Origin of the sequence: Hungatella sp. SB206, assembly GCF_051132295.1 — a bacterium.
GTDB classification, from domain to species: Bacteria; Bacillota; Clostridia; order Lachnospirales; family Lachnospiraceae; genus Hungatella; species Hungatella effluvii.
In genome coordinates this window covers 6,727,466-6,742,213 of record NZ_CP096603.1, presented here as the reverse complement: position 1 = coordinate 6,742,213, position 14,748 = coordinate 6,727,466, and the positions used below count along the sequence as shown (strand labels likewise).

Sequence of the window (14,748 nt, the reverse complement as noted above, 5' to 3'; positions counted from 1 at the left end):
TCTCATGACGATTCAACAGCTCCAGTACGTATTGGAAATCAGCAGGACAGGTTCCGTATCGAAGGCGGCAAAGACGCTCTACCTTTCCCAGCCCAACTTAAGCAACGCCATTAAGAACCTGGAAAATGAGCTTGGAATTACCATATTTGAACGGACACCCATGGGGATGCAGCTGACGGCCAGCGGGATGAAGCTGGCGAAAAAGGCCACCTCCATCATGTCGGATATTCAGGAGATTACCAGCGGGATAAGCGCGGAAGAGGACTGTCTGTTCCGGCTCGTATATCCCCGTTACGTGCCTGCCTTCGAGGCATTCTGGGATTTGTGCACCGATTACCAGGAGATGGCTCATCTTCATTTTTCCTGTTATATCGGCGACGGGGAAAAGCAGGTTGAGGCGCTCTACAGAAATCTCTGTGACCTGGTAATCTATCTGGAGACAGGATCGTCCAGCTTTGCAAGGCTCTGTTCCGATCTCCACGTGAAATTTGTAAAGCTGAAGGATGTGTGCTTCTATGTGCAGCTGGCCGAAAACCATCCGCTGCTCCAGAAGCCGCATTTTGATATCGAAGAGCTGAAAAACTATCCCTATGTGGCGTTTTCGGATATCTATGAGAGAGATGCCAACTGGATGCCCTGGCAGGATATTGTTAATCCGAACCGGCTGATCTGCGTCCAGTCCACCTCCTCCCGGGTATCGCTGGTCTCCAATTCCCTGGCATTCAGCATCGTACTGCCCCATTCGGAGGAATATAACCGCGCCCATCACGTAGTCAGCATACCCTTTGACAACCGCCAGCTGGAACTGGGATACCTTTATCCCATGGATCGTGGTTTGAGCGATTATGCCAAAGAGTATCTGGAGTATTTTAAGAAGAGAATCAATTTTTAATTATAAAAACGCTGTGCAGAGACTGTCTGCCGGCGTTTTTATTTTATAAATGTGCAGTCTGTAATACAATGATTTTCAACATTATTCAATATCACCATATAGATTGTTTATATATCTCCATAAATGAATCATATTTCCTCCTAAACCCGAGTATCTGATAATATTAACTATAATAAATGCACAGAAGGAGAGGGAAAATGGAAGAAAAACAATTTATTCATGACATTGTGGCAGAAAAGGCAGATATCATTGCCGGAATCAACCGGGCCGTGTGGGATTATGCGGAATTTGGTTATCAGGAAGATCAGAGTGCGGAGAAGATCAAGGCGGTTTTAAGGCAGGAAGGCTTTGAGGTGGAAGAAGGGGTGGCGAAGATCCCTACCGCATTTGTGGGAAGATACGGAAGCGGTAAGCCTGTCATCGGAATTTTGGCCGAGTATGATGCTTTACCGGATTTAAGCCAGAAAGCCGGATGTGCGAAGCCATGTCCCATCGAAGGAAAAAAGTACGGACATGGATGCGGCCACAGCGCCCTGGGGGCAGGGGCTGCAGGGGCGGCGATTGCGGTGAAGGAGTATTTACAGAGGAGCGGGGTGGCGGGAACCGTGGAATTATACGGATGTCCGGCCGAGGAGACTGGATTCGGCAAGGCATTTATGGTAAAGGAGCACTGTTTTGACGGCATCGACGCGGCGTTCAGTTGGCATCCGATGGACGGCAACATGTCCATGTCGGTGAGAACGGTAGCCTATTATAAGGTCCGGTTCGATTTTAAAGGGACGACCGCCCACGCGGGAGCAGCTCCGGAGCTGGGGCGCAGCGCGCTGGATGCCTGTGAACTGATGAATGTGGGTGTGAATTACCTGCGGGAACACATTATTTCCGACGCCCGCGTGCACTATGCGTATTTAGACTGCGGCGGACAGGCTCCCAACATTGTACCGGATCACGCCTCACTTTTATACTTTATCCGTGCACCAAAGCTCGTTCAGAGCGGGGAGATCCTGGAGCGCATGAGAAAGATCGCGGAAGGGGCCGCGCTGATGACAGAGACGAAGGTAAGCATCAAGGTCCTGGGCGGCTTAAGCGACACAATTCCCAATCCAACGCTTTCCAGGCTTTTGTCCGATGCCTACTTAGAAACCGGCGCCCCGGATTTTGGGGAAGAGGAATTCGCCATTGCGAGAGACTTCCTGGCCGCCATGCCGCAGGAGCAGAGAGCGCGGGTGGTGAAAAACGGAGCAAAGCAGAACGGTATCAGCGAGGAAGAATTTGCGCAGCGGCCTCTCAATACCTTTATTATGCCTTACACGCCTGCCATGAGAGACAAAGTTATGACCGGCTCCAGTGACGTGGGAGACGTGAGCTATCAGGTGCCGACCGCTCAGATTACGGCGGCGGCGGGAATACCGGAGACTGGCGCGCATACGTGGCAGATGACGGCACAGGTAGGAACCTCCATCGGTGATAAGGCCAGCCAGGCGGCAGCGCGTGCGATTGCCCTGGCCTGTGCGAAGATCTATGGAAATCCGGAGATCCTCGATACCGCAAAGAAGGAACTGGAGGAGGAAACCGGCGGAGTATACCTTTCACCGATTCCCGAAGGAGTCCAGCCAGGAGCGATTTCCTAACCAGGAGAGAGTTCCTGACCGGGTGATGATCCCTACCATATAAAAAGGAGAAAAGAATCATGACATTTAACGAAATAATGAACAGTCCGCTTCTCTACGCGTTAGTCGGGGCGGGAATCGTATATATCCTGATATTCTGCGTAATTACACTGAGAAAAGCATACCGTCACGGTCTGGAAATCGGCCTGACAAAAGAGAAACTGAAGACGGCTATTACCTCATCGGCCATCTATTCCATCGTCCCCTCCATTTCCATCGTCATCGGTCTGTTCAGTCTTGCGGCTGTTCTGGGGGTCCCGTGGTCATGGTTCCGCTTATCCGTGGTGGGCTCCGTTACGTATGAACTGATGGCGGCCGACATGGTAGCCACGGGAGCCGGCTATGAATCCATCGCTGCGCTTAACGCGGCGGGAGATGCCTCCATTGTTGGTACAGTCATGTTTGTTATGAGTATTTGTATTCTGGGCGGTATTGTCGGCGTCCTGATCTTTGGAAAACGTGTGCAGACCAGTCTTCAGAAGGCGAAAAACACACATGGAGCGATGGGCGCTCTCCTGACAGGCGTACTGTCCCTGGCCATCATCGAAGCATTCCTTCCGATTCAGATCATGAAGGGACCGGTCTATCTGGCGGTAGTCGTCACCTCCTGCGTGATCGTCATGATACATATGGCTGTTATTAAGAAATTTAAGATTCTCTGGCTGCGAAATTTCGTTATGGCAGATACGCTTTTGCTGGGCATGGCGTCGTCCCTTTTGTGGGTCAGGATACTTGGTTAATGGGGAAAGGGAAAGGAAGGTATTATCATGGATAAAAATTACGAGACAAGCATCCACCGGACCGGGCGTATCGGCGTCATCATAGCAATCGGATTTATGCTGGGAATTCCTGCGGTCATATCCACGGTCTATGGCGTATGGCCGGAGAGCATCGGACAGATATTTGCGGTGGGAGGCGGACTGCTGGCGGTCTTTCTGCCCACAAATATAGCAGAGGTACTGAGCTACACGCCGATCCTGGGCTCCTCCGCGTACTTAACCTTTTTAACCGGTAATGTCATGAACTTAAAGATACCGGTAGTCATCAACGCCCAGGTGCTCACAGACACCTCGCAGGGCACGGATGAGGGAGACACGATTGCGACGATCGGCGTTGCGGTTTCCTCCATTGTTACCACACTGATTATTGTGCTGGGAGTTATTCTTCTGGTACCGCTCCGTCCGCTGCTTACGAGTCCGGCGGTTCAGACGGCGACTCAGTACCTGCTTCCTGCACTGTTCGGCGGAATTCTCTTAAGCTTTGTCAACGACGACTGCGGAGAATACGAAGCAAAGGGAAAATCACTCACCATGATCTTTCCGCTGATTCTGGTGTTTGTCATCAATGCATTTTACCCGTTGGGGGGTAAAGAGGGATTCGTAGTACTTTTGTGTATGGGTGTCACAGTCGTCTGTGCCCTGGTGATGTATAAGGCAGGGATCATCAAAATGACACTGAAGAGCGAATTAAAGGCTCGAAAGAAAAAATAATGAAAATGCAGGGGTGTGAATAATACCCTGATTAAAAAAGAGGATTGTCCACTCATTCGATTGAGCGGGCATTCCTCTTTTTTTGGGAGACATACTATATTTTTGTCTAATTTGTACAATTATTACTCTGTATATCGTATATCCTTCACATAGACATCATATCTTCTGCGTGTTATGATAGGTTCAAATAAAAGGTAATACCTATTACCTAATACTATTTACAGGAGGATTTTATATGAGTTACCAGAGCCATGAATACTACTTAAGACGTGCAATTGAGATATCCAAGGAGGCCCGTGCTGCGGGCAACACGCCCTTCGGAGCGCTGTTAGTGAACAAGGACGGAGACATTGTGATGGAGCAAGGGAATATCGAGATCACAGACAAAATCTGTACAGGTCATGCGGAAGCAACTCTGGCCGCACGTGCATCCCATGAATTTACAAAGGATTTTCTCTGGGACTGTACCTTATATACCACAGCGGAACCATGCGCAATGTGTGCCGGCGCCATCTACTGGGCCAATATCGGCCGCGTAGTTTATGGCATGACCGAGCGCCGTTTGCTGGAGCTGACTGGCAGCAATGAGCAGAATCCAACCTTTGACCTTCCCTGCCGTGAAGTATTTGCCCGGGGACAAAAGGCAATTGAGGTGGTGGGGCCTGTTCCGGAAGTGGAAGTAGATGCAGCCAAAGTTCATGAAGGCTATTGGGACTAGCAGGAGGACTCAATATGGATATGTTTTCAGAGAAAATAAGCCCTGGCAAGAACCTGCTGGTAGGATTTCAGCATGTGTTAGCCATGTGCCCCGGAACCATAGCGGTTCCTCTCATTATGGGCGGCGCCATGGGGCTGGATGCCAGGACCACTGCGTTTCTGGTATCAGCCAACCTTTTTACCAGTGGAATTGCCATTCTGATCCAGGTATTTGGTTTGAGCAAATACATAGGCTCCAGATATCCTATCATTCTGGGCTCCTCCTTTGCACCTCTGGCTCCCATGATCATGATTGGCAATACTTACGGCCTTCCCACCCTGTTCGGAGCCATTATGGTATCCGGTGTCCTGATCTTTCTTCTATCCTTTTTCCTGGATAAGATTCTTATGCTGTTTCCGCCGGTGGTCGTTGGTACTTTCGTTACACTGATCGGCGTCAGCCTGGCCCCTACGGCTATCCAGGATCTGGCTGGCGGAACCGGCAGCAGTACTTATGGATCGGTGCAGAATCTTCTGCTGGGATTTGGCGTTTTAATCTTTATCATCCTGGTGGAGAAGTTCGGCAAAGGAATCTGGCGGGCCATGTCTCTTCTGCTGGGTATTATTGGCGGAACGGTAGTCGGGGCTTTCCTGGGAATGGTGGATATAACACCAATTCAGGAGGCAAGTGCATTCCGGCTGGTGACACCCTTTTACTTTGGTGCACCGCAGTTTGAGGCGGGTTCCATATTGATTATGACCATTTTCTGTATCATAAATATGATTCAGTGCATTGGCGTCTTCTCCGTATTGGATGAGATCGCCGGAACGCATACAGACAATGCCACTAAGATTAAAGGCATCAAGGCGCAGGCAGTATCACAGGTTATTACAGGAGCCTTTAACTCCGTCCCTTCCACCATGTTCAATGAAAATGTCAGCCTGATTGACCTCACAAAGATAAAAAGCCGCTCGGTCATTGCGACGGCCGGAGTGATGATGCTTCTTCTTGGCATATTCCCCAAGGTCTCTGCGGTGATAACGGTTGTTCCGAAGGCAGTTCTGGGAGGAGCCACCCTGGCTTTGTTTGGCGTCATTACTTCGTCAGGAATTTCCATACTGTCCAAGCTGAATTTCTTTGAAAACAATAATTTCACGATTGTAGGAACCAGTATTGCCATCGGCGTTGGTGCCACCTTCGCCTCAGATATCTTTGCAGGTCTCCCCTCCACGCTCAGCATGATCTGCAGCAATGGCCTTTTTATGGTAAGTGCCAGCGCCATTCTTCTAAATCTTCTTTTAAATGGAAGCAAGGGCTTGAAACGTTGACAAAGAGCCTCCTACCAACTATGATTATAGAAAAAGGCAGGAGGCTATCACATGGAGTACCAGAAGCTGAACACACTGACACTTTCCGAGCAGGCAAAGCGTGAAATATATATATATCAAGAACATGGATCTTACCCGTAATAATAAGCTTCCCAGAGAAGAGGTGATGGCTGAGATGATCGGTGTCAGCCGCATCACCATACGACAGGCGTTCAATGACCTGGCCTCAGAGGGCATTATCTTTCGCCGCCAGGGAAAAGGTACCTTTGTAAACGTAGATTCTCTCAATATTAAGGTTAAATTCAATCCCTGTATGGAGTTTACTCAAATGATTGAGAACAGTGGCTATACACCTTCTGTCAGACTGCTGAACATTCAGAAAATCGACCGGGATGAAGCCATCTGTCAGCAGCTGCAGATGGAGAGCGGTGAACAGCTCGTAGTAGCGGAGAAGATGTTTTTGGCCGATGATACGGTATGTGCTTTCTGCCGTGATTATTTTAGTTTATCTCTTATCGGAGGGGAAGAGGCATTTCGAGAATTCAGCAAATATGAGAATTCCATTTTTCAATACATCTACAATCTTTCCGGTGAAAAAATCGAATGGGACAAAGTGGAGATCGATACCATTCTGACGACAGAGATCGAAGGGCTGGACCAATATGCAGATATGAACCAGCTGGGCTGCAAACCTTTTTTATACTTGAAGGGAATAAACTACAGTTCATCGGATCGGCCTCTGATTCATGCCAATGAGTATATAAACACAGCTATTATAAAGTTTAATATGATACGGCAGAAGAATATACGGTACTAAAAAAAGAGGAATTTCAACTCAATGAAATGAGCTGAAATTCCTCTTTTCTATTCCATATTTATTCGGATTCCCGTTCCACCTTGATTTCCCAATGGATCAGGAATGTCAGCGCCGCCCTTAGGGCGATAATCGCGGCCACCACGGCCACTTCCGACAGCTGGCGGACCACTACGGTACGCAGGATCTCGCTTCCCAGCTTAAATTCCAGCCCCAGAGCCATGCCCTGGGCCAGATTCAGACGAATGGAGGGGTTCCTTTTCACGTAATCATAAATCCCGCGGAGCCCTGCCGCGATGATCACCAGAACTCCCATAAATTCAAACAGGAGAATGGTGATATCGACCACCTGCTGTAAAATTGTTTCTAATGCGTTTACCACGATACGTCCTCCTGACTCCTGCGGGTACTGTCATGCGTAAGCGATGCAGCCCTAATTCGATTTCACTTCTTTCCAGTATTCATTATAGATAGAATCTACATCGGTTCCAAGATACTGAAAGACTTCGCAGTTTTTCAGAGAATCCGTATCCGGGAATACAGCCTTGTTGTTCTGAAGATCAGAATCAAGCAGATCAAAGGCGCCCTTGTTCGGTGTCGGGTAGGTGATGTATTCAAAATTCTTCTTGGCGATATCCGGGCGGCAGAGGAAATTGATCCATTTCTCTGCATTTTCCTTATTCGGAGCATTGGCCGGGATTACCCAGGAATCCAGCCAGAGATTGGTTCCCTCCTCGGGGATTACGTATTCCAGCGAGTAATCCAGTCCGAGATCGGCCACCTCCTGCTGAATGTAAAGCATTTCACCGGAGTAGATGACGCCCATGGCAGCTTCGCCGCCGATCATTTTGTCGCGGACCTGATCGATCACATACGCCTGAACCAGAGGCTTCTGCTTGATCAGTAAGTCTCTCGCCTCGGCGATTTCCGCCTCATTGGTGGTATTCATCGAGTAGCCCAGCGATTTTAGTGCCACCATGAATGCATCGCGGACGCTGTCCTGCATCAGGATATTGTCCTTAAATTTCTCATCCCATAGATCGGACCACTTCGTCGGTGCATCCTCCGGAGCCACCATGCTGGTGTTATAGAGAATTCCCACGGTACCCCAGCAGTAAGGCACGGAATACTTGTTGTCCGGGTCAAAGCTCCTGGACATATCCATATACTTGGAATCAATTTCCTTAATGTTAGGAACATTGTCAAAATTGATTTCGGCAAGCATGTTATTCTCGATCATCTTCTGAATCATATAATCGGATGGGCAGACTGCGTCGTATTTCACGCCGCCGGCTTCAATGACGGGATACATCTCTTCATTAGTCTCGAACATATCGTAGATGACCTCAATCCCGGTCTCCTCTTTAAACTGGGCGATGACATCCTCATCGATATACTCCCCCCAGTTGTAAACGTAAACTTCTCCGGCGCCTCCTGCTTTTTCGGCAGATTTGCCGCAGCCGCTCATGGTGACGGCGGATAATGCGGCCACGGCTGCAACGGCCATGATGGAACAAAACCTCTTTTTCATAATCTGTCTCCTTTTAAATGACCATAATAAATGGTCTTAATGTTTCTTCCGCTTCGGTGCAAAATTGGTAATCAGTAAGAGAATCAGCACCGTTAAGAAGATAATAGTGGACAGCGCGTACATGGAGGGCTTGATGCCGCGGCGTACTTCGCTGTATATTAACGTGGATAAGGTGTTGATGCCGGCGCCGCGGGTAAAATGGGTGATGATGAAATCATCCAGCGACATGGTGAAGGCCAGCAGAAAACCGGAGAGCACGCCCGGAAGGATATCCGGAAATACAACCTTGAAAAAGGCGTAGACCGGAGTTGCGCCCAAATCCATGGCGGCCTCATAAGTACTCTTATCCGTTTGTTTTAACTTCGGCATGACACTTAAAATGACATACGGAATGTTAAAGGTAATATGTGCAATCAGAATCGTTTTAAACCCGAGGGAGATTCCGAAGGCGATAAATGCCAGCATCAGGGAGATGCCGGTCACAATATCTGCGTTCAGCATGGGAATATTGGTGATTCCCATCACAATACTGCGGGGAACACGCTTCATATTATTAATGGCGATAGCCGCCGCCGTGCCGATGATAACCGCGATGATCGAGGACAGAAAGGCGATCAGCAGCGTATTGTAAAGCGCCGTCATGATGGTATTGCTGGAGAACAGCTCCGTATACCACCGTGTGGTGAAGCCGCCCCACTGAGTCCTGGACTTGGAGCTGTTAAAAGACAGCACCGTCATGGTCGCAATCGGAGCGTACAGAAATACCAGGATGAGGACCAGATAGAAGTCCTGAACAAAACGTTTGAATATACCAGTCTTTTTGCTCATCAAAATGCAGTCCCCTCCCCATTTTTATCGTATTTGGCGATCAGCGCCATACTGATTAAGATAAATATCATCATGACAAGAGAGAGGCCGGAACCCAGGTTCCAGTTGCTTCCCTTGGTAAATTCCTGCTCGATGACATTGCCGATTAAGAGAATCTTGCTTCCGCCCAGTAAATTGGAGATAACGAAGGTGGTAAGCGCCGGCACGAACACCATGGTGATTCCGCTGACGATCCCCGGGATGCTTAACGGGAGCAGAATACGGAACAAGATCTGAAAAAAGTTGGCTCCCAGGTCCTGGGCGGCATTTATGACGTTGTCATCGATCTTGGACAGTACATTATAAATAGGAAGAACCATAAATGGCAGAAAGTTGTATACCATGCCGAGAATAATGGCTCCCGGTGTGTTGATTAAGCCCTGAGCCGGCAGGTGGAGCGCCGATAAAATTCCGTTGATCACTCCGTTCTTCTCCAGAAGCGTCTGCCATGCCAGTGTGCGCAGCAGGAAATTCATCCACATCGGCAGGATGAAGATGAAGACGATAAAGCTGCCCTGGCCGATGCCCCGCGACCGCAGAATGAGGGCCAGCGGATAGGCGAGGATAAAACAGATAATGGTGCTGATTAAGGACAGCCCGAGGGACAGCCACAGAGCCTTACTGTGTTCTGCCGTGGCGATGGATAAGACGTTCGCCAGGGTGAATGCCCCGCTTCTGTCTGTCAGACCGTAAAATACGATCAAAGCCAGCGGAATGATGGTGAAACCGATCATCCACATGAGATAGGGACCGGATAATAATTTCTTACTCATTGACTCCCACGGCCTCCTCATCCTCTGAAGCCGGCTTGTTCATGATCTGGATGTCGAATGGATCCACGTGGATATCCACTTCCTGTCCGACCGGGAACATATCCGTGCTGTGTACGAGCCATTCGAAGCCATCCGGTGTGGTGACTTCCATCTCGTAGTGAACGCCTTTGAAGATTAAATGGGTTACCACGCCTGAGATCGAGCCCTGTCCGGGAGCCACTAAATCGATGTCCTCCGGGCGGATTACCACGTCGACCGGCTTGTTGTTGCCAAAGCCCTTATCGACACAGACAAACTTCGCGCCAAAGATTTCCACCAGCTCATCCCGGATCATGATGCCCGGAACAATGTTGCTTTCCCCGATAAAATCGGCCACGAAGGCGTTTTCCGGTTCATTGTAGATGTTTTCCGGAGATCCCATCTGCTGAATATAACCCTGGTTCATGACGACGATGGTGTCGGACATGGTGAGGGCCTCCTCCTGATCATGGGTCACGTAGATAAAGGTGATTCCCAGCTCATTCTTTAAACGGATCAGCTCATACTGCATATCCTGGCGGAGCTTCAAATCCAGCGCTCCCAGCGGTTCGTCGAGGAGCAGGACACGGGGTTCATTGACGATGGCCCGTGCAATGGCGATTCGCTGCTGCTGGCCGCCGCTTAAAGAGTCCACGGTACGGTTTTCGAAGCCGTCTAAGTTCACCAGTTTTAAGGCGTACTTGATCTTATCCTGAATATACGTCTTCGGTTTGTTTTTGATCTTCAGTCCAAATGCGATATTTTCCGCAATGGACATATGGGTGAACAGCGCGTATTTCTGGAATACGGTGTTCAGCTGGCGTTTATTTGGCGGAAGGCTGGTGATCTCCTGGCCGTCAAAAATGACCGTGCCCTGATCCGGCCGTTCGAATCCGCCGATAATCCGGAGCGTTGTGGTTTTACCGCAGCCGCTGGGTCCAAGCAGTGTGACAAATGTATTTTCCTTTACGGAAAGATTTAAATCGTCCAGCACAACCGTGCCGTCAAATGCCTTCGTAATGTTTTTTAAATCAATTAATGGCTGACCCATGACCCTTTATCCTCCTCGTTATGAGCACTTAGCGGACGTCTTTTGGCCGCTTACGTGCGATACATGTAATTTTAAAAGCTAGGCGGAGAGCTGACCCAGATTAAGACTGCGCCGGCCTTGCTGCTTAAGTAGTGCTTTTTATCTGAAACAAAGTAAAAGGATTCCCCTTTTTTCGCTTTATATGTCTTGCTTCCTATATGAATGGAGATATTGCCCTGCAGGACATAGCCAAACTCTTCTCCCTCATGCGGATTGTCGGGGTACGTTTCCCCGCCCGGCTCCAGTGTCAGAAGAATCGGCTCCATCATGTTCTTCTGTGCGTTGGGAATGATCCATTTGATATCATTTTTCAGTTCCAGATCGTGCTTTTCAAAGTAATCTGTCTTTCCAAAGACGATCTGCTCCTCCGGAGTCTCGTTAAAGAACTCTCCGATGGAGGTCCCAAGGCACTGCAGGATGTCCATGAGAGTTGCGATGGAGGGGGAAGTTAAGTCCCTTTCCAGCTGGGAAATGAATCCCTTTGACAGCTCCGCACGGTCTGCCAGCTCTTCCTGGGTTAGGCCTTTTAAGATCCGCAGTTCTTTTAATTTCGCACCGATATCCATACGCTCCTCCTTTTAATAAATATAAGCCTGGAGTTTAGCTATACTAACTGACTATAATAATAATCTAAAAGTTTAGTAATAATAAACACACGGCAAAATACATTATACCGGATTTTATCCGTATGTCAATAGTTTCTCCTTAACAAAAATACATTTTTATGATATGATATTTTTAGTTTATACAAGGAACAATCCAGGAGGACGCGAATATGAAAGGAAAGTATATGGCATACGTAGGTTCCTACTCCTACAACGGCCAGGCAAAAGGGATTACGGTGTACGATGTGGACGTGGCCAAAGGCCGTTTTATACCGAGATGCGAGATGGAAGTGGACAACTCTTCTTATGTCATCGCATCGAATGACGGAAAGACCCTGTACTCCATCGCGGACGAGGGTGTCGTATCATTCCGGATTCACGAGAACGGGGCGATTACAAGGCTGAATTCCGCTAATATCAAGGGAATGAGGGGCTGCCATCTGTCTACGGACGCAGAGGACAAGTATATATTTGTATCCGGATACCACGATGGGAAGTCCACAGTGCTGAGACTGAACCCGGATGGAACGGTGGGGGACATCGTAGACGGAGTGTTCCACAAGGGGCTGGGCAGCGTGGCGGAGAGAAACTTCCGGCCGCACGTAAGCTGTACGAGAAGGACTCCGGATGGCCGATTCGTAATGGTGGCCGATTTAGGGATCGATCAGGTAAAGATATACCGGTTCGATGAAAAAGAAGAGAAGCTGATGCTGGTGGATGCACTTCGCTGTGAGCTGGAATCTGCGCCCAGATGCTTCCGGTTCAGCTCAGATGGCAGATTCTTCTATCTTTTATATGAGTTAAAGAACGTGATTGACGTATACTCCTATGAGACGGGCGAGCGCCAGCCGAAGATCGAGAAGATACAGACCATATCCACGACGGGGCCAAAGGCGTTATCCCAACTGACCGCGGCCAGCTCCATGCGCTTATCCACTGATGAGAAGCACATGTTCTGCGGCAACGCAGGCGATAACACGGTAACCGTCTATGACCGTGATCCGAAGACGGGCCTTTTGGATTATATCTGCTGTCTGCCCATCAGCGGAAGCTACCCGAAGGACATCTGTGTATTCCCGGATGACAAGCATATCGCTTCCATTAATCATGAGAACGGCAGTATTACTTTCTTTTCCGTGGACTATAAGAAGGGCCTGCTGATCATGAACGGCAAAGAAATCAGAGTCAATGAACCCAACAGCTGCGTGATCGTAAAGGTCGGAGAGTGATTGCAGAAAATGGTATTTGAGAACCGGGGGCCGGTCCGTTTGCACAATGGACGCGGGCCCCGGTTTTGACAAAACAAGCGTGGATTGAAACAAGAATTGAGATAAGGAGAGATCATACATGGCAGGATCAACACTTGGGACCATATTGAAGGTAACAACCTGGGGAGAATCACACGGAAAGGGTATCGGTGTCGTGGTGGACGGATGTCCGGCGGGGCTTCCGCTTGCGGAAGAAGACATTCAGGCGTATTTAGACCGCAGAAAACCGGGGCAGAGCCGTTTCACCACCAAACGCCAGGAGGCGGACCGGGTGGAAATCCTTTCCGGAGTGTTTGAGGGGAAGACGACGGGAACTCCTATCTCCATGGCTGTGATGAATACGGACCAGAGATCGAGGGATTACGGGAATATCATGGAGGTGTACCGTCCCGGCCATGCGGATTATACCTTTGACGAGAAGTACGGATTCCGGGATTACCGGGGCGGCGGCCGCTCCTCGGGCCGGGAGACCATCGGCCGTGTGGCCGCGGGAGCCATAGCGGCCAGGCTTTTAAAGAGTCTGGGTATCACGGTATGCGCCTATACGAAGGCCGTAGGACCGTACGAAGCAGATCCCGCACAGTTCGATCCGGAGGAGATGTACAGAAACCGTCTCTACATGCCGGATGCAGGAGCCGCTGCTTTAGCCGAAGCGTATTTGGACCGTATGATGTCGGAATGCAACTCTGTGGGCGGCGTGGTGGAGTGTGTGATCGACGGACTTCCCGCCGGAGTGGGTGATCCGGTCTTTGAAAAGTACGACGCATCTCTGGCAAAAGCCATTCTGTCCATCGGGGCCGTGAAGGGCTTTGAGATCGGAGACGGATTCCAGGCCGCGAAGTCGGTCGGCTCGGAAAACAACGACGCGTTTCGCATGGACGAATCCGGTAAGATAAAGAAGGAGACGAACCACGCGGGAGGAATCCTGGGCGGCATCAGCGACGGAAGCCGGGTCGTGCTGCGGGCGGCCTTCAAACCGACGCCGTCTATCGCACAGCAGCAGAAGACCGTGACGCGCGGTATGGAGGAGACGGATATCGCGATCAAAGGCCGTCACGACCCGATTATCGTACCGCGGGCCGTGGTGGTGGTGGAAGCGATGGCGGCGCTGACGACGGCGGACTTACTCCTTCTGTCCATGACCTCCAGACTGGACCGGATTCAGGGATTTTTCGGTGTGCATAGCGCGGAGCATTTATAAACCATACATCTATAAAAACAGGAGAGAAGAAAATGAAAATAGCAATAGGAAATGACCATACAGCCCTTGAGATGAAGAATGAGATGAAGAAGTTCCTGGAAGAAAAAGGATACGAGGTAATCGATTACGGCACGAATTCCACGGAGAGCTGCGACTACCCGGTTTACGGAGAAAAGGTGGGCAATGCAGTGGCAAACGGCGAGGCGGATCTGGGGCTCGCCATCTGCGGAACCGGCGTAGGCATATCGCTGGCCTGCAACAAGGTAAAGGGAATCCGCTGCTGCGTCTGCAGTGAGCCGTATACGGCGAAGCTTTCCAGAATGCACAACGATTCCAACGTCCTCGCCTTCGGTGCCAGGGTGATCGGTGTGGAGATGGCGAAGATGATAACGGAAGAATGGCTGAATGCAGAATACGAAGGCGGAAGACACCAGAGACGTGTGGACCAGGTGATGGATATCGAGAGACGTAACCAGAGCGCGCTGTAGTCCGGTGTATGGTATG

General features: G+C 49.8%; 16 protein-coding genes. 10 read left to right on the top strand and 6 right to left on the bottom strand.

From position 1 onward, the window contains the following. Nucleotides 1-4 precede the first annotated feature (4 nt). The 7 genes from M1L66_RS30010 (at nt 5) to M1L66_RS29980 (ending at nt 6,894) form a co-directional block, all read left to right on the top strand. Entirely contained in the window at nt 5-892 is an 888-nt protein-coding gene (locus tag M1L66_RS30010) for a LysR family transcriptional regulator (protein ID WP_187020341.1), read from the top strand. Between the two features lie 197 nt (nt 893-1,089). Beyond that, nucleotides 1,090-2,523 carry an amidohydrolase gene (locus M1L66_RS30005; protein ID WP_434689276.1) on the top strand — a complete coding sequence of 478 codons (1,434 nt, stop codon included), beginning with the start codon at nt 1,090-1,092 and terminating at the stop codon, nt 2,521-2,523. A 59-nt stretch (nt 2,524-2,582) separates the two neighbouring features. Next, nucleotides 2,583-3,302, top strand: a complete 720-nt coding sequence (locus M1L66_RS30000) for a DUF5058 family protein (RefSeq protein WP_002604902.1) — start codon at nt 2,583-2,585, stop codon at nt 3,300-3,302. A gap of 27 nt (nt 3,303-3,329) precedes the next feature. Next, entirely contained in the window at nt 3,330-4,052 is a 723-nt protein-coding gene (locus M1L66_RS29995; RefSeq protein ID WP_187020338.1) for a hypothetical protein, read from the top strand. 235 nt (nt 4,053-4,287) lie between these two features. Then, complete coding sequence (locus M1L66_RS29990; RefSeq protein ID WP_434689273.1) at nt 4,288-4,770, top strand: nucleoside deaminase; 483 nt, start codon at nt 4,288-4,290, stop codon at nt 4,768-4,770. 14 nt (nt 4,771-4,784) lie between these two features. Next, nucleotides 4,785-6,077 carry a uracil-xanthine permease family protein gene (locus tag M1L66_RS29985; protein ID WP_434689272.1) on the top strand — a complete coding sequence of 431 codons (1,293 nt, stop codon included), beginning with the start codon at nt 4,785-4,787 and terminating at the stop codon, nt 6,075-6,077. 100 nt (nt 6,078-6,177) lie between these two features. Then, on the top strand, nt 6,178-6,894 hold the full coding sequence (locus M1L66_RS29980; RefSeq protein ID WP_434689270.1) for a GntR family transcriptional regulator: 717 nt from the start codon (nt 6,178-6,180) through the stop codon (nt 6,892-6,894). Between the two features lie 58 nt (nt 6,895-6,952). Here M1L66_RS29980 and M1L66_RS29975 read toward each other — a convergent pair whose 3' ends face one another. The 6 genes from M1L66_RS29975 to M1L66_RS29950 form a co-directional block, all read right to left on the bottom strand. Continuing rightward, the gene (locus M1L66_RS29975) at nt 6,953-7,273 is read right to left on the bottom strand and encodes a DUF1622 domain-containing protein (RefSeq protein ID WP_110321793.1); all 321 of its coding nucleotides are present in this window, start codon (nt 7,271-7,273) and stop codon (nt 6,953-6,955) included. A 51-nt stretch (nt 7,274-7,324) separates the two neighbouring features. Then, nucleotides 7,325-8,422, bottom strand: a complete 1,098-nt coding sequence (locus M1L66_RS29970) for an ABC transporter substrate-binding protein (protein WP_187020332.1) — start codon at nt 8,420-8,422, stop codon at nt 7,325-7,327. 36 nt (nt 8,423-8,458) lie between these two features. Next, nucleotides 8,459-9,250 carry an ABC transporter permease gene (locus M1L66_RS29965; protein ID WP_187020330.1) on the bottom strand — a complete coding sequence of 264 codons (792 nt, stop codon included), beginning with the start codon at nt 9,248-9,250 and terminating at the stop codon, nt 8,459-8,461. Beyond that, nucleotides 9,250-10,062, bottom strand: coding sequence for an ABC transporter permease (locus M1L66_RS29960; protein WP_187020328.1), 813 nt, complete (start codon nt 10,060-10,062; stop codon nt 9,250-9,252). Before M1L66_RS29960 ends, M1L66_RS29965 begins: the two co-directional genes overlap by 1 nt. Further along, a complete protein-coding gene (locus tag M1L66_RS29955) occupies nt 10,055-11,131 on the bottom strand; it encodes an ABC transporter ATP-binding protein (RefSeq protein WP_055653316.1) in 1,077 nt (358 codons plus the stop codon). The genes M1L66_RS29960 and M1L66_RS29955 overlap by 8 nt, the downstream gene beginning before the upstream one ends. A gap of 71 nt (nt 11,132-11,202) precedes the next feature. After that, nucleotides 11,203-11,736 carry a helix-turn-helix domain-containing protein gene (locus M1L66_RS29950; RefSeq protein WP_187020327.1) on the bottom strand — a complete coding sequence of 178 codons (534 nt, stop codon included), beginning with the start codon at nt 11,734-11,736 and terminating at the stop codon, nt 11,203-11,205. 209 nt (nt 11,737-11,945) lie between these two features. Between M1L66_RS29950 and M1L66_RS29945 the strand changes: the two genes are divergently transcribed. The 3 genes from M1L66_RS29945 to rpiB all read left to right on the top strand — a co-directional run bounded on the left by M1L66_RS29945 (nt 11,946) and on the right by rpiB (nt 14,732). Beyond that, nucleotides 11,946-13,004: a lactonase family protein gene (locus M1L66_RS29945; protein WP_002604891.1), complete on the top strand. Its 1,059-nt coding sequence runs from the start codon at nt 11,946-11,948 to the stop codon at nt 13,002-13,004. A gap of 118 nt (nt 13,005-13,122) precedes the next feature. Beyond that, on the top strand, nt 13,123-14,244 hold the full coding sequence (gene aroC, locus M1L66_RS29940) for a chorismate synthase (RefSeq protein ID WP_187020325.1): 1,122 nt from the start codon (nt 13,123-13,125) through the stop codon (nt 14,242-14,244). Between the two features lie 32 nt (nt 14,245-14,276). Beyond that, nucleotides 14,277-14,732: a ribose 5-phosphate isomerase B gene (gene rpiB / locus M1L66_RS29935; RefSeq protein WP_055653318.1), complete on the top strand. Its 456-nt coding sequence runs from the start codon at nt 14,277-14,279 to the stop codon at nt 14,730-14,732. The last annotated feature ends 16 nt before the right edge of the window (nt 14,733-14,748 follow it).

Excerpts from the sequence above, each read along its gene's own strand:
- M1L66_RS30010 (WP_187020341.1), top strand. The coding sequence starts at position 5 with ATGACGATTCAACAGCTCCAGTACGTATTGGAAATCAGCAGGACAGGT.
- M1L66_RS30005 (WP_434689276.1), top strand. The coding sequence starts at position 1,090 with ATGGAAGAAAAACAATTTATTCATGACATTGTGGCAGAAAAGGCAGAT.
- M1L66_RS30000 (WP_002604902.1), top strand. The coding sequence starts at position 2,583 with ATGACATTTAACGAAATAATGAACAGTCCGCTTCTCTACGCGTTAGTC.
- M1L66_RS29995 (WP_187020338.1), top strand. The coding sequence starts at position 3,330 with ATGGATAAAAATTACGAGACAAGCATCCACCGGACCGGGCGTATCGGC.
- M1L66_RS29990 (WP_434689273.1), top strand. The coding sequence starts at position 4,288 with ATGAGTTACCAGAGCCATGAATACTACTTAAGACGTGCAATTGAGATA.
- M1L66_RS29985 (WP_434689272.1), top strand. The coding sequence starts at position 4,785 with ATGGATATGTTTTCAGAGAAAATAAGCCCTGGCAAGAACCTGCTGGTA.
- M1L66_RS29970 (WP_187020332.1), bottom strand. The coding sequence starts at position 8,422 with ATGAAAAAGAGGTTTTGTTCCATCATGGCCGTTGCAGCCGTGGCCGCA.
- M1L66_RS29965 (WP_187020330.1), bottom strand. The coding sequence starts at position 9,250 with ATGAGCAAAAAGACTGGTATATTCAAACGTTTTGTTCAGGACTTCTAT.
- M1L66_RS29960 (WP_187020328.1), bottom strand. The coding sequence starts at position 10,062 with ATGAGTAAGAAATTATTATCCGGTCCCTATCTCATGTGGATGATCGGT.
- M1L66_RS29955 (WP_055653316.1), bottom strand. The coding sequence starts at position 11,131 with ATGGGTCAGCCATTAATTGATTTAAAAAACATTACGAAGGCATTTGAC.
- M1L66_RS29950 (WP_187020327.1), bottom strand. The coding sequence starts at position 11,736 with ATGGATATCGGTGCGAAATTAAAAGAACTGCGGATCTTAAAAGGCCTA.
- M1L66_RS29945 (WP_002604891.1), top strand. The coding sequence starts at position 11,946 with ATGAAAGGAAAGTATATGGCATACGTAGGTTCCTACTCCTACAACGGC.
- aroC (WP_187020325.1), top strand. The coding sequence starts at position 13,123 with ATGGCAGGATCAACACTTGGGACCATATTGAAGGTAACAACCTGGGGA.
- rpiB (WP_055653318.1), top strand. The coding sequence starts at position 14,277 with ATGAAAATAGCAATAGGAAATGACCATACAGCCCTTGAGATGAAGAAT.